Origin of the sequence: Mesorhizobium sp. KR2-14, from assembly GCF_040049255.1 — a bacterium.
Lineage (GTDB): Bacteria > Pseudomonadota > Alphaproteobacteria > Rhizobiales > Rhizobiaceae > Pseudaminobacter.
The window spans coordinates 643,077-657,540 of record NZ_JBDZDR010000003.1 but is presented as its reverse complement, the minus strand read 5'-3'; the positions used below and the strand labels follow the sequence as shown (position 1 = coordinate 657,540).

The window sequence follows — 14,464 nt, the reverse complement described above, 5'->3', positions numbered from 1 at the left end:
GGCGATGTTGGTCACCACCGCGTTGATCTCGGCCACCTCGACCACGATCCGCTCCAGCGCCTTGCCGGTCTCAGCCACCAGCTTGACGCCCTCGCCGACCTGCGTGGTCGAGGTCGAGATCAGGCCCTTGATCTCGCGCGCGGCTTCCGCCGAGCGCTGCGCCAGCGCCCGCACCTCCGACGCCACCACGGCAAAGCCGCGGCCGGCATCGCCGGCGCGCGCCGCCTCGACGCCGGCGTTGAGCGCCAAGAGGTTGGTCTGGAAGGCGATCTCGTCGATGACGCCGATGATGCGGCTGATCTGCTCCGACGACTTCTCGATCATGCCCATCGCCGCGATCGCCTGGCGCACCACCGCCCCGGACGTCTCGGCGTCGCCCTTGGCCCCGGCGACCACGTCGCGGGCGTGCACGGCGCCCTCGGCCGTCTTCCTCACCGTCGCGGTGATCTCGTCGAGTGCCGCCGCCGTCTCCTCCAGGCTCGCCGCCTGCTGCTCGGTGCGCCGCGACAGGTCGTCGGCCGCGCTCGAGATCTCGCCGGTGCCGGCATGGATGGTGCCGACGCTGGCCGAGATCGCCAGCAGCGTCTGCTGCAGCTTCTCGACCGAGCCGTTGAAGTCGGCGCGCAGCTTGACCAGCTTGTCGGGGAACGGCGCCTCGATGCGGTGCACCAGGTCGCCCTGCGACAGCCGGTCGAGCCCCTCGCCGAGCGCGGCGATGGCGACCGCGTCCTGGCGGTCCTCCTCGGCCTTGCGCGCGGCGGCCGCCGCCCGCTCTTCCTCCGCGCGCTGCCGGCTCGCCGCGGCCTCCGCCTCCAGCCTGAGCTTCTCGATCGCCGCCGCCTTGAACGTCTCGACCGCCGCCGCCATCTGGCCGACCTCGTCGCGCCGCCCCACCGCCGGCACCGCCACGCCGTGGTCGCCCGAAGCCAGCGCCCGCATCGCCGCCGTCATCTGGCTCACCGGCCGCGCGATCTGCCGCGACAGCCACCACGCGATCAGCACCAGGAACCCAACCGTCAGACTGGCACCGCCAAGCTGGAGGTACTGCGCGAATGTCATCGCGGCATTCTTCTGCGTGCTGACGTCCTTCAGCCAACCAGCAATTTGAGCCTGCATCTGTGCAATGGCTTCGCGGACGCCTGCCTGAACCTCCGTCCCCCGCGCGGAAGAAGCGAGATCGCGCCCCCTCTCATAGGTCTCCGGCTTTGCCGCGAGCCCGACCACCGCATCGCCGATTTCGCTGCGCCACCGCTGAGCGGCCGAATGGAAGGCATCTATAGCGGCCTCCACCTCCTGATTGCCGGCGATCTCCTGCTTCGCGATAGTGATGACCCTGTCCAGCTCTTCCGACGCGTCGTGATAGCGCTTTAGGACGTCCTCGCGCCTCGAAAGGACATAGAGGCGCGCTAGGTTCACCCGGTCGAGATGAATTGCCTCGGCCTTGCCGAGTTCGGTGAGCAGGCGGCTTGCCGTCTCGTAGTCCTTACCGGCCGCCTCGATCGTGCCCAGCGACCGCATCACCAGCAGCGCCACGACGATGCTGACGATGAAGATGGCCGAAAAGCCCAGCGCCAGCTTGCGCAGGATGCTCAGATTGGCGAGCGAGAAGCCTTGCCGCGCCGGATGGGCGCGTGGAGCAATGGCTTGATCATATGCGGTAGAACTCATGGGTCGTTTCCTTGCCGTAGAGAAGACGAAACTCGGCTATCCGCGCGCAGCCGCCGGCACGAGTCCGGGCGCACGCCGAAAAGCCCTTCGGCCTCGCAGCGTCGCACGCATCAGCCTGCTTGCTGGCGGGTGCCCGGCGATCTCGCGCGGGCAACCGGCTCAAAATGAATTTGGGAGAATTTTGATTGGGGCTTTACGGGTATGCGGTGGCGTTCTCAGCAGTCTGTCAGTTTGTTGTTATTGTTGATTTCACGAGAACGCCGTTCGGGTTCCATCCGGCACCGGCTTCCATGACCAATCGATCACAATGGCCCGAGCATAGCCCCTGGGTCATTACCCATTCGTAAAAAAAGTTAAACAAATGCAACCAGCGCTCCGGGCATCGGGCAGATTGCCTGTCAGAAGCCGCTGATCAGCTCGATCTTCGAGCCGTCCGAGAAGCGGCTGAAGCGAAAGTCCCTGGGGTCAACGACCGGTGTGCGCCCGGTGACGATATCGGCCATCAGCCTGCCGGCCGCAGGGCCGATGCCAAAGCCGTGGCCTGAAAAGCCGGTGGCGATGTGGAAGCCGCGGATGCTGTCTACCGCCGAGATCACCGGCACGGCGTCGGGCGTCACGTCGATATAGCCGGCCCAGCGCTGCGCCACCTCCGCCTTCTCAAACACCGGGAAGGCCTTCTTCAGGTTGGCGAAGGCGATGTCGGAAAGTTTCTTGGCCGGCTTCGGATCAATCACGCGGCAATATTCGAAGGGGCTGGCCTCGTCCAGCGACCAGCGGCTCGGGATGCGCGCCTCGTCGAAGAAGCGGCCGCCGAGGCGGAAGTTGAGCGAGCGCCATTCCTTGCGGAAGGCGGGCAGGAAATCGAGCGCATGGCGGAACGAGTCTGGCACGATGTCGACGACGTTCTCGTGGCCGGAGGCGATGGTGTAGCCGCCATCCTGGCGCTTGCGCACGGCAAAGCCGTTCGACCACATGGCCTGCTCGGGGCCGCCTTCCAGCGGCTTGGTGCGCATGACCGAGTTCATCACCTTGAGCTGCGGCAGGTTGATGCCGTGCCGGCCCGAGAACAGGCTCGACCAGGCGCCGCCGGCCAGCACCACGGCCTTGCAGGCGATGGAGCCGCGCTCGGTGACGACGCCGGAGACGGCGCCGCCGGCGGTCTCGATGCCGCGCACCGCGCATTCGGTGAGGATCGACGCGCCCTTTTCGCGCGCGGCCTCGGCGATGGCCGGTGCGGCCTTCTGCGGCTCGGCGCGGCCGTCGGCGGCGGTGTAGAGCGCGCCCGCGAGGTTCATCGTGGTGCCGGGGAACATGTTGCGGAACTCGGCGCCGCTCAGCATGCGCGAGTCGAGCTGGTAGCCGTCGAGGTTGCGGTTCCAGCGCTCGTGGTCGGCATATTCCTGGTCGGTGGCGCAGGTGAAGATGATGCCGGCGCGCTTGTAGCCGGTGTCGCGGCCGATGCGCTGGTCGAGCGTGCTCCAGATGCGTAGCGCCTCCGCCATCAGCGGCACTTCGCGCGGATCACGGCGCGAGATGCGCACCCAGCCCCAGTTGCGGCTGGACTGCTCCTGGCCGATGCCGCCCTTCTCGCACAGCGCCACGCGCAGTTTCCGCTCGGCTAGCTCCAACGCCGTCGACGCGCCGATGATGCCGCCGCCGATGACGACGACGTCGACTTCCTTCGGCAATTTGGCGTCGCCATGAACGGGAACGACATAGGGACCGGGCATGTCAGAAACTCTCCTCCGCAGGCGGCGCCCTGCGATTTTGGCGGCATGAAACGTCACTTGCTGGCTGGATGCAACCGATTTGCGGTGCTGTGTGCCGTCCGGATATTGGGCCAGCCCGGCACTGCGGTCGGGTGGCAAATGCGCTGCGGCGCACGCCCACGCAGCACCTGCGGCAGCGACATGCTGCAACAAGATATCGTGAGCGACGCAAGGCGTTGCCGCCTGTATAATTACGCCAGCAACAGACTGGCTGCGGAGCAGGCAGCGGGCAGGACCCAGCTGCCGGCGATTTGAACGAGATCAACGCCGGCCACCGCGCTGCCTCTCTACATCAGGCGTTTGACGGCCAAGTTCTGCCTTTGAAGGAGGGCTCAGACATGGCGGAGTCATTGCATCCGGCGGCAGTAGATCATCTGCCCATATTCATCACGGCCCCAGGAGACACGGATGTCCTCTTCGTCGTGATGGTCGTCTTCCTCCTGTTGGTGATCTTCATGGTCGGGGTCTTGTACTTCCGGCTCCACGCCCTTCCCGAGCATATGGCGCATGGCGCCAGCAAGGGGCAGCTTGAGCTGGTGGCCGTGCTCGCGCTGATTGCCCTGTTCACGCACAATCACCTGTTCTGGATCGCGGCGCTTCTCCTGGCCCTGGTCGAGCTTCCGGACTTTGCCAGCCCCATGAACTCGATCGCCAACTCGCTCCGCAAGATGGCCGGCCAGGAAAGCAGACCGCCCGAACCGGTGTCACCGGAGGTCCCGGTGACACCGACAAAACCTCATCCGGTCCAGACCGAACCTCAGTTGTCGCCGGTCGAACTGAAGCCCGGCGACAAGCTGTCCGAACGGAGGGGGTGAGCCATGCTTGAATTCATGATCTGCTCCCTGCTCACGATCTTTCCGGACTACCTTTTCCGCCGTTATGTCCAGGGCAAGAGGATCGGCCGGGAGATCAACCTCTATTCGATGTGGTTCGAGTTGCGCTGGGGCATCACCGCTTGCGTGATCCTGACCGTTTCCCTGATCACGATGATCTTCTATTTCCACCCTTCCACCACCAACGTCACTGCGATCTTCCGTACCGTCACCATCCTGCCGGAAGCGAATGGCCGCGTGGCGGAGGTGTATGTCGGCACCAATGAAAAAGTGGCCGCCGGCGCCCCCTTGTTCCGGCTGGACGACGAGAAGCAGAAGGCCGCCGTCGAAACCGCCCGCCGGCGTGTCGCCGAGGTGGAGGCCGAAACAGAGGTGACGCAAACCCAGCTGGCCGAGGCCGATGGCCTGATCGCGCAGGCGGAAGGCGCCTACCAGCAGGCGGTGGACGAATATGAGACGCAGGTCGAACTCAACCGGCGCAATCCGAATGTGGTGGCAAAGCGCGAAATCGAGAGGCGCCAGGTCGCCAGGGAGGCCAAGAAGGGCGGCCTGGCCGCCGCGGTGTCCAACAAGCAGACCTTGGAAACGAAGATCTCCTCACTGCTGCCGGCACAGAAGGCGAGCGCCGAAGCCGAACTCGCCCAGGCACAGGTGGAACTGGACAAGACTGTCGTGCGTGCCGGCACCGCCGGAACAGTTCAGCAGTTTTCGCTGCGGCCCGGCGACATCGTCAATCCGATGATCCGCTCCGCCGGCATCCTGATCCCCGAAGACCGCCGCATAGGACTGGTTGCGGGCTTCGGCCAGATAGAGGCCCAGGTCATCAGGAGAGGCATGATCGCCGAAGCCACCTGCATCGGCAAGCCCTTCACCATCATTCCGATGGTCGTCACCGAGGTCCAGAAGGTCGTTGCCGCCGGTCAGGTCCGCCCGACGGATCAACTGCTGGATGTGCAGCAGACAGCACGGCCTGGAACGCTGACCACCTATCTGGAACCGCTGTTTCAGGGACAGCTCGACGGCATACCTCCAGGCAGCAGTTGCATTGCCAACGCCTATACCAGCAATCATGAAGAGCTGACGCATGGAGACCTGAGCGCGCCGCACCGGTTCTTCCTGCACATGATCGACACGGTCGGCTTGGTGCACGCCATGATACTGAGGTTGCAGGCGCTCATGCTGCCGGTCCAGACGCTGGTCCTGAAAGGGCATTGAAATCGTCAGCGGCTGTCGAAGTGAACCCGTCCCGACGGAACCCGGAAAAGGTTGGAGAGTTTAACTTGGTCAGTCTGACCGCCGGAGTTGGGGGAATTGGTTGAGCGCGAACGCGCCAGTCCGCCACGCAGAAGGTGCCAAGATGACCAGTAGCGCCGACAAGCCCGAGGACGACATCGAGAATTTGCTGCCAACGGCAAAGGACGTGATGCGCAAGATCGCGGCCGTCGAGGGCGAAAAGGCTTCACTCGAGTTGCAGCATGCCAAGGACGCCGAGGCGGAAAAGAAGAAGCTGATCGATCAATTGCGCCAGCCGTCCGGGCTTTCGCGTGAGGGTCGCATCAAGCTGGCCGCGCAGGTTATCCAGCGCGCCGTCAACGCCGGCCTCACCGAGGTCGAGGTGTATCGCTTTCCCAACGAGCTCTGCACCGACCGCGGGCGCGCCCTCAACCAGGGCGAAGCGGGTTGGGAAGACACGCTGACTGGCATCCCACGGGAAATCTACGAATTGTGGCGCGAGCATCTCAAGCCGCGCGGCTACAAGATCCGCTATCAGGTCATCGACTATCCGGGCGGCATTCCCGGGGATATCGGAGTGACCCTCAGCTGGCATTGATGCCCTTACGCCTGGTGAAACGCCATGTTGGAGAGCAGAGCACAGCCAACCGATAGAACCGACAAGATCGGCCGGAAAGCCTATGACAAGGCGCTGCGCAAGCTGCAGGTGGAGCTTTGCCATCTGCAGGCGTGGGTAAAGCAGAAGGGCCTGCGGGCGATCATCGTCTTCGAGGGCCGCGACGCGGCCGGCAAGGGCGGCACCATCAGGGTGCTGACCGAGCGGGTAAGCCCGCGGGTGTTCCGGGTGGTGGCGCTGCCCGCACCCTCCGACCGCGAAAAGACCCAGATGTTCATGCAGCGCTACATCGAACGGTTCCCGGCCGCCGGCGAGATCGTGATCTTCGACCGCAGCTGGTACAATCGCGCCGGCGTCGAATATGTCATGGGCTTCTGCACGCCGGCCGAGCACGAGCGGTTCCTGGAATTGTGCCCGGAAGTCGAGAAATACATTGTCGACGGTGGCATCATCCTCATCAAGCTCTGGCTCGAGGTCGGGATGGAGGAGCAGGAACGGCGCTTTGCGGCGCGCATCGACGATCCGATGCGACAGTGGAAGCTGAGCCCAATGGACCTTGAATCCTACCGGCGCTGGTACGATTATTCCAGGGCACGCGACAGCATGCTGTTTGCCACGCACACCGATTTCGCGCCCTGGTACATCGTGCGCTCCGACAACAAGCGGCGGGCGCGCCTCAATTGCCTGGCGCATATCCTCAGCGCCATCCCATACAAGAAGCCGCCCAAGACACGCGTCAAGCTGCCTCCAAGATCGACAAAGGACGCCTATAATGACCAGGAAAGCCTGCGTCAGATGATGTTTGTCGAGGAAAGATACTGAATTCGGCAAGTGGGAGCCCCAATGGACTGGCAGAGAGGGCAGCACCGCGCCGCGCAGGCGACGGGTTCGAGAGGACGCGGGGAGGACGTCATGGCTGCAAACCGCGAAGTCGAGCTCAAGCTTGCGGTGCCGCGCGGCGCGCTGAAGGACATCGGCAAGGTCGCGCAGGCCGCCGGCGCAATGCACGACACAAGCCCGCAGCCGCTTCGTTCCGTATATTTCGACACCCGCAAGCACAGGCTGCACAAGCGCGGCTATGTGCTGCGCCTTCGCAACAACGGTGGCTCCGGCAACATCCAGACGGTCAAGACCCTCAAATCCGCCGACGGCGGCCTGACCCGCGGGGAGTGGGAAACGGAAGTGCAAGGCAAGAAGCCCCGCGCCGACGTGCTGGGAAATTCCCCCCTGGCACAGGTTCTGGACGCCCCCGCCGACTGGCGCAAGCTGCGGCCTCTCTTCACGGTCGAGGTCGAGCGCGATACCTACCTGCTGCACCGCGACGGCGCGACGATAGAACTCGCGCTCGACGACGGGGTGGTGCGCAACGAGCACGAGGAACAGAGCATCGTCGAGGCTGAGCTGGAGCTGAAGGCCGGCGAGCCGGGCGCGCTCTTTGCCTTCGCCCGCGAGATCAGCGCCGCCGTGCCTGCCCTGGTGTCGCTCACCTCCAAGGCCGAGCGGGGCTACCGCTTGCTGGCGGGTGAAACCTCGCGCCCTACCGTCAGCCTCGACTTCGCGCTGGATCGGAAAATGACCACGGCCGAGGCGGTCCGCGCCATCGGCTTCACCTGTCTCGCGGCATTGTTCGACAATATGGCGATCCTCGTCCGCGAAGGGACGCCGGATGCGGTGCACCAGTCCCGCGTCTGCGTGCGACGCCTGCGCGCTCTGGTGTCTTTGTTCAAGCCGGCGCTGGACTGGCCCGATGGCCGGGCCATCCGCGCCGACCTGAAATGGCTCTGCGACCTTCTGGGCGACGTTCGCGAGCTCGATGTCTTCATCAAGTCCGTGCTTGAGCCCAGCGCCGCCGCCAATCCGGACGTGCCCGGCTTCAAGCCGCTGCTGGCCACGCTTCACGCGCGCCGCGATCACACCTATGACCTGGCCGTCGACGAACTTCGCTCGCCGCGAATGTCGGGCCTGAGCCTGGCTCTGGTTGCCCATCTCGAGGGCTTGCTGGCTCACGGCCCGCCCGGCAACAGCGCCCAGCGCGAGCGCGACAAGCCTGTTCGGCGCTTTGCCGCCAAGGAGCTTCGCCGGCGCCTGCGCTCGCTGCTGAAGGACAGCGCGGCGCTGGACCAGATGCCGCCGGAGCAACGGCACAAGATAAGGATACGCGCCAAGAAGCTGCGCTACATGGCCGAGCCCTTCCAGGGCATCGTCGGGTGGAAGCGGTTTTCGGACGTGGTGTCGTCTCTGCACGAGATCCAGGACACGCTGGGTGAGCTCAACGACTACAAGGTCAATCGGGAAATGGCGCTGGATTATGCCAAGCAGGCTCTAGATCCCGGTTCCGGCGACAGCTCGGCCGCGCTCGCCGCCGGCGTTGCCGCCGCCGGCGGCAGCGAGGATACCGCATCGGCCTTGAACAACGCCATTGCCGCACGCCGCCGGCTCGCGCGAGTCCCGGCCCTGCGCCCTCGCTGACATGACCCAGCCCGGCCTCACGGCCGGCCATTTCGCCTCGTGTTTCGCCTTCAAGGCTTGGTCCATGCGGGAAATTGGCAGATGCTTGCCCGGCTTCCTCTCCTGAGAGGTCTCAAGGGCTACGACCGCGCGTGGCTGGGCCGCGACGTGACCGCCGGCCTTGCCGTTGCCGCCGTGGCGATCCCGAGCGCGATCGCCTATCCCGCCATCGCGGGCCTGCCGGCGGAGGTGGGCATGTATTCCAGCATACTGCCGCTGGTTGGCTACGCCCTGTTCGGGCCGTCGCGCCAGCTTATCGTGGGGCCCGACGCCGCAACCATGACGGTTCTGGCCGCGGTTCTGGCGGGTACGGCGGCGGACATGCCGGCGGAACGCGTCGCGGCTGCCTCGGCGCTTGCACTGCTGGTGGGCGTTCTGTGCATCATCGGCGGCAGGCTGCACCTGGGGGTCGTCGCGGCCTTCCTGTCGCGGCCGATCCTGGTCGGCTTCATCAGCGGCATCTCCATTTCCATCCTGGTGGGGCAGATCGGGCGCTTTACCGGCCTGCGCGTCGAGTCTTCCGGGCTGCTGCGGCCCCTGGTCGAGCTTTTCCAGAAGGCCGGGTTGGTCCATTGGCCGTCCGTTACGCTCGGCGCCGTCATGCTCGCCATCCTGCTTGCGCTGCGGCGCTCACGCATTCCAGGGCCGCTGGTTGTCGTTGTCATTGCGGTCGCGGCATCCGCGCTGTTCGGCTTCGAGAAAATGGGCATCAAGGTGGTGGGCGAGCTGCCCATGGCGCTTCCCGCGCCCTCGCTGCCCTCCGGAACCGGCCTGTCGGCCAGCGACCTCCTGCTCGGTGCAGCCGCGGTGTGGCTCGTCAGTCTCGGTTCGGGGCTGGTCGCCGCGCGAAGCTTCGCCGCACGGGGCAAATTCGATGTCGATGCCGATGCCGAGCTGACCGGGTTCGGGGTCGCAAACATCGCATCGGGGCTGTTCAGCGGCTTTCCGGTGACCGTCGCGGACTCGCGCACCGCGGTCAACCTGTCCCTCGGCGGGCGCACACAGCTTACCGGCATCGTCGCCGCCCTGGCGCTCACGCTGGCGCTTCTCTTTCTCAACGACGCGCTGCGGCTGCTGCCGGTACCGGCGCTGGGCGCCATTCTGGCCGCCGCCGCCATCGGCCTGATCGACGTGGCCAGCCTGCGCGAGATCTGGCGCATCAGCCGGATGGAATTCGCCTTCGCAATGATCGGCATGTGGGGCGCGGTCAGCTTCGGCGTGCTCACCGGGGTGGTGGTCGCGGTCGCGGCCACCCTGCTCTACGTGCTGCTGAAGGAGATGCGCCCGCGAGACGCCATGCTCGGACGCATCCCCGGCCGCAGCGGCTTCTACAAGCTGCACCGTTCCCGCACCGCGCGCCCGGTCCCCGGCCTCTCGGTCTGCCTTATCCAGGGAAGCCTTCTGTTCTTCAACATCGACTATGTCAGGGCGCGGCTGAAGAGCATCGTGCAGGCACTGCCCGCGGACGCGCGCTGGTTCGTGCTCGATGCCAGCACCATCGCCCAGGTGGATTCGACGGCGGCGGCCATGCTCGACGAAATGTGCGCCTTCTGCGCGGAGCGCGGCATCGCGCTCGGCATCGCGGAGCTCCACATCGAGCCGATGGCAATTCTGGAGCGCTCGGGCGTGCTCGCCAAGATCGGCAGGTCCATGATCTTCGATGATCTCGAAGACATGCTGACAGCGTTCAGGCACACGCGCGAGAGTAAGAAATCCGGAATGGTCGACCGGCCATAGCGCTGCACGCGCCCCGGCATTTGCAGCCAGCCCGCGATGCTGGCAATCTGGTTATGACGCCTGTTTCCTTGTCGCGACGCGGGCGAGCGGGTCGGCCGGGGTTTGCCAGAAGCCGGCCCGGTCGCCCCTTTCATGAAGCTGGCCAGCCATGTCCGGAAAAGTGCATGACCATCATGTGGTGATCGTGGGCGCCGGTTTCGGCGGCCTTGAAACGGTTCGGTGGCTGAAAGGGGCCGGGGTACGCATCACCCTGATCGATCGCCGCAACCATCATTTGTTCCAGCCGCTGCTCTATCAGGTCGCGACGGCTTCCCTCGCCACGTCGGAGATCGCCTGGCCGATCCGCCATCTCGTCAGCAACCGGCCCGAGGTGACGACCCTTCTGGCGCAGGTCGTCGGCATCGACACCGCCTGGCGCCGGGTACTGCTGGATGACGGCAGCGCCGTCAGCTACGACACGCTCGTGCTGGCGACCGGCGCGCGCCACGCCTACTTCGGCCACGACGAATGGGAACCTTTCGCCCCGGGGCTGAAATCGCTCGAAGACGCGATACGGCTGCGCCGGCGCATCCTGCTGGCCTTCGAGCGCGCGGAAAGGGAGTCCGACCCCCTCCGCCGCGCCGCGTTGCTGACATTCGTCATCATCGGCGGCGGCCCGACCGGCGTGGAGATGGCCGGCACCATCGCCGAGCTGGCCCGGGTGACGCTGTGGCGCGACTACCGTAACATCGACACCCGCATGGCGCGGACCGTCCTGATCGAGGCGGGGCCGCGCATCCTGCCCAGCTTTCCACCGGACCTGTCGGCCTATGCGGAGCGGGCGCTGCAGTCGCTCGGGGTCGAAGTGCATCTGGGGCAGGCGGTGAGCGCCTGCGACGGGAATGGCGTCGTCTATGGCGAAAATCACCTGCCGGCAGCAACGGTGGTCTGGGCGGCCGGGGTCGCCGCATCGCCGGCGGCGGAATGGCTCGGCGCGCCGGCCGACCGCGCCGGCCGCGTCGAAGTGGAGCCCAACCTTACCGTGCCGGGGCATCCGGACATCTTCGTCATCGGCGACACCGCCGCCGTCGCGGCACCGGACGGGTCACCTGTCCCGGGCATCGCCCCGGCGGCAAAGCAGCAAGGTCGCTATGTCGCGTCCGTCATAAGGGCGCGGCTGAAGGGCGACACGGCCATCGGGCCGTTCCGCTACAAACATGACGGCAGCCTGGCCACGATCGGCAAGAGGCTCGCCGTCATCGATTTCGGCTGGATCAAGCTGCGCGGCGCGCTTGCCTGGTGGATCTGGGGCATCGCGCACATCTTCTTCCTGATCGGTGTTCGAAACCGGCTCAGCGTGGCACTGAACTGGTTGTGGATCCATGCAACCGGACACCGCAGCGCCCTGCTGATCACGCAAGGCCGGCAGGCCACCATGTCCCCCGTCAAAGAGCGGCAGGACCACCGCGAGGGCGGGCCATGAGGCCCTGGCAGGCGCAATGCGTTCAGAGCATCGGCAGGCTCCCGGGCCAGCGGCCGCGCGGGAACGCCTGGTCTATGCGGGCGATCTCGTCTTCGCTCAGGCGCAGGTCGCCCGCGCCAGCGTTTTCCTCCGCATGAGCGGGGCTCGAAGCCTTGGGAATGGCGAAGATCGAGCTTTCCCGCGTCAGGAAGGCAAGCGCCACCTGCCGTGGCGTGGCCCCATGCTCGGCGCCGATCTCGGCAAGCAGCCGTCCCGCGGCCGAAGCCTCGTGGGGAAACGCCCCTTGGCCGAAGGGGCTGTAGGCCACGACCGCCACGCCATGGGCCTGGCACCATTGCATGATGCCATGCTCGATGGCGCGCTCTTGCAGAAAGTAGATCACCTGGTTGCAGGCGATCTTGCCCGGACCGGCCACGCTCAGCGCCTCTTCGAGGTCCTCCACGTCGAAGTTGCTCACGCCCCAGGAGAGTATCTTGCCCGCCTTCTGCAGGTCCTCGAAGGCCGCGAAGGTCTGGTCGAGCGGATAGATGCCGCGCCAGTGCAGCAGGTAGCAGTCCAGCCGGTCCGTCCTGAGGCGCTTCAGCGATCTCTCGCAGGCGGCGATGGTGCCGGCGCGCGATGCGTTGCTGGGCAGCACCTTGGAAACGAGGAAGGCCTCGTCGCGTCGCCCGGCGACCGCCTCGGCGACCACCAGTTCGGCATCGCCGTAGAGTTCGGCGGTGTCGATATGCGTCATGCCGAGTTCCAGACCGCGGCGCAGCGTCGCCACCGCCGAGGGCCAACGCGCCTCGTCAAGACGCCATGTGCCCTGCCCTATCCTGGAAACCTCGCGGCCGGTCGGCCCGAACAGATGGCGCTGCATGGCGGTGCTCCGGTCCGTTTTGACGCGCTGCTGCCAATGGTAACGACACGCCGAAGCTTCTGTTTCACCGATCGCGGCACCATGTTCAAGCCGGAGTTTCCGCTGGGTGACAATCATATTTCCGCGACTGGACCATTCTCATCGCCGCGAGAGGGGCAGAAAAGGCCCGGTCCGCCCCCGAGTAGCAGTCGAAACGACCGAAAATTTCGAAAAAGAGCCGAGCGGGGGTACAAAAAATGCTCGCGAGAGACAGTTTGTACCTTCTGTGGGTTGGCTTGGGGTGGCCAACTATGGCAAATGCAGGTCGCGCGCAGCTTGCGCGTACGCACTGAGGATCTCAAAAGAAGGAACCATGATGTCTGAGGGAAGTCTTCTCGATAACGCTCTTGTCCGCCTCGACGAGGCAGCTGCACACCTGAACATCGACGCCGACGTCATCGAGAAACTGAAATTCCCACGAGAGACTACCAAGGTTCGCCTGATGATCCGCATGGACGACGGATCGCGAAAATCGTTCCTGGCATGGCGATGCCGATATGACGACACGCGGGGGCCGACCAAGGGCGGCATCCGCTTCCATCCCGATGCGACGATCGACGAGGTCGAGACGCTGGCTTTCTGGATGACCTTCAAATGCGCCGTGATGAACCTGCCCTATGGCGGCGGCAAGGGTGCGGTGCAGGTCGATCCGCGCAAGCTCTCCAAGGCCGAGGTGGAACGCCTTTCGCGTGCCTATATCCAGGCCTTCGCCCGCATCATCGGCCCCGACCGCGACATTCCGGCGCCCGATGTCTACACCAACTCCATGATCATGGGCTGGATGGCCGACGAATATGCCCAGATCGTCGGCCAGGCCGAGCCTGCCGTCATCACCGGCAAGCCGATTGCGCTTGGCGGCTCGCTGGGCCGCGGCGATGCCACGGCCCGCGGCGGCTACTATCTGGTGCGCCACCTGGCCAAGGATCTCGGCCTGGCCTCCAGCATGCGCGTCGCCATTCAGGGCTTCGGCAATGCCGGCCAGCACATCGCCCGCCTGCTCGCCTCCGACGGCCACAAGATCGTCGCGGTGTCGGACTCCGAGGGTGCGGTCTATGCGGCCGGCGGCCTTGACCTCGACGCGCTGTTCGCGGCCAAGAACGAGGGGCACTCCGTCGTCTCTACCGTCGGCAAGAACGGCCATCAGGCGCTCTCGGCCGACGATCTCGTCGGCGTGGAATGCGAGTTGCTGGTTCCGGCGGCACTCGAGAACATGATCCACGAGGACAACGCCGCCAGCGTCAAGGCCAAGCTGGTTCTCGAACTCGCCAATGGTCCCGTGACGCCGGAAGCCGACGAGATCCTGGCCGAGAACGGCGTGATCGTGCTGCCAGACATACTGGCCAATGCCGGCGGGGTCACCGTGTCCTACTTCGAGTGGGTGCAGAACCGACAAGGCTACTACTGGACCGTCGAGGAAATCCACGTGCGCCTGCGCACCATCATGGAGCGCGAGGGCCAGGCGATCTGGGACATCTCCCGCGAAAAGAACGTCACCATGCGCACCGCGGCCTATGTGCATGCGCTGAGCCGTCTCGCCGAGGCCATCGAGGCCCACGGCACGCAAAACTTCTTCATGAGCTGAAAAGGATGACGGGCGCGGCAGCGCCCCTCTCCGTCTCGCCCATCAGGGGGCAATTGCATTCGAAATGCCCCCCACCCCTGCCCCTCCCCACAAGGGGGAGGGAAACCTTGCTGCGACCGTCCAGCGCCAATCTTCACCGTTCTTGGTGGCTGTGG

11 protein-coding genes are annotated in these 14,464 nt (G+C 65.6%); 8 read left to right on the top strand and 3 right to left on the bottom strand.

Translation table 11 applies throughout. The features are described 5' to 3' along the window. The coding region (locus tag ABLE86_RS12150; RefSeq protein WP_348779196.1) for a methyl-accepting chemotaxis protein at positions 1 to 1,668 on the bottom strand (1,668 nt) is incomplete at its 3' end. 398 nt (positions 1,669 to 2,066) lie between these two features. After that, positions 2,067 to 3,398 carry an FAD-binding oxidoreductase gene (locus ABLE86_RS12145; protein ID WP_348779195.1) on the bottom strand — a complete coding sequence of 444 codons (1,332 nt, stop codon included), beginning with the start codon at positions 3,396 to 3,398 and terminating at the stop codon, positions 2,067 to 2,069. A gap of 377 nt (positions 3,399 to 3,775) precedes the next feature. Between ABLE86_RS12145 and ABLE86_RS12140 the strand changes: the two genes are divergently transcribed. The 7 genes from ABLE86_RS12140 to ABLE86_RS12110 all read left to right on the top strand — a co-directional run bounded on the left by ABLE86_RS12140 (position 3,776) and on the right by ABLE86_RS12110 (position 11,826). After that, positions 3,776 to 4,252, top strand: a complete 477-nt coding sequence (locus ABLE86_RS12140) for a hypothetical protein (protein WP_348779194.1) — start codon at positions 3,776 to 3,778, stop codon at positions 4,250 to 4,252. A 3-nt stretch (positions 4,253 to 4,255) separates the two neighbouring features. Continuing rightward, positions 4,256 to 5,485 (top strand): HlyD family secretion protein, encoded by a 1,230-nt coding sequence (locus ABLE86_RS12135; RefSeq protein ID WP_348779193.1) that lies wholly within the window; start codon positions 4,256 to 4,258, stop codon positions 5,483 to 5,485. Between the two features lie 142 nt (positions 5,486 to 5,627). Beyond that, complete coding sequence (locus tag ABLE86_RS12130) at positions 5,628 to 6,101, top strand: hypothetical protein (RefSeq protein WP_348779192.1); 474 nt, start codon at positions 5,628 to 5,630, stop codon at positions 6,099 to 6,101. Positions 6,102 to 6,125: 24 nt separating this feature from the next. Beyond that, positions 6,126 to 6,941, top strand: a complete 816-nt coding sequence (gene ppk2 / locus ABLE86_RS12125) for a polyphosphate kinase 2 (RefSeq protein WP_348779191.1) — start codon at positions 6,126 to 6,128, stop codon at positions 6,939 to 6,941. 90 nt (positions 6,942 to 7,031) lie between these two features. Continuing rightward, entirely contained in the window at positions 7,032 to 8,588 is a 1,557-nt protein-coding gene (locus tag ABLE86_RS12120; protein WP_348779190.1) for a CHAD domain-containing protein, read from the top strand. Positions 8,589 to 8,669: 81 nt separating this feature from the next. Then, positions 8,670 to 10,364, top strand: a complete 1,695-nt coding sequence (locus tag ABLE86_RS12115; RefSeq protein WP_348779189.1) for a SulP family inorganic anion transporter — start codon at positions 8,670 to 8,672, stop codon at positions 10,362 to 10,364. A 148-nt stretch (positions 10,365 to 10,512) separates the two neighbouring features. Next, a complete protein-coding gene (locus ABLE86_RS12110) occupies positions 10,513 to 11,826 on the top strand; it encodes an NAD(P)/FAD-dependent oxidoreductase (protein ID WP_348779188.1) in 1,314 nt (437 codons plus the stop codon). Between the two features lie 22 nt (positions 11,827 to 11,848). Here ABLE86_RS12110 and ABLE86_RS12105 read toward each other — a convergent pair whose 3' ends face one another. Further along, on the bottom strand, positions 11,849 to 12,688 hold the full coding sequence (locus tag ABLE86_RS12105; protein WP_348779187.1) for an aldo/keto reductase: 840 nt from the start codon (positions 12,686 to 12,688) through the stop codon (positions 11,849 to 11,851). 355 nt (positions 12,689 to 13,043) lie between these two features. On the opposite strand from ABLE86_RS12105, the gene ABLE86_RS12100 reads away from it, so the two are divergent. Beyond that, on the top strand, positions 13,044 to 14,309 hold the full coding sequence (locus ABLE86_RS12100) for a Glu/Leu/Phe/Val dehydrogenase (RefSeq protein WP_348779186.1): 1,266 nt from the start codon (positions 13,044 to 13,046) through the stop codon (positions 14,307 to 14,309). The last annotated feature ends 155 nt before the right edge of the window (positions 14,310 to 14,464 follow it).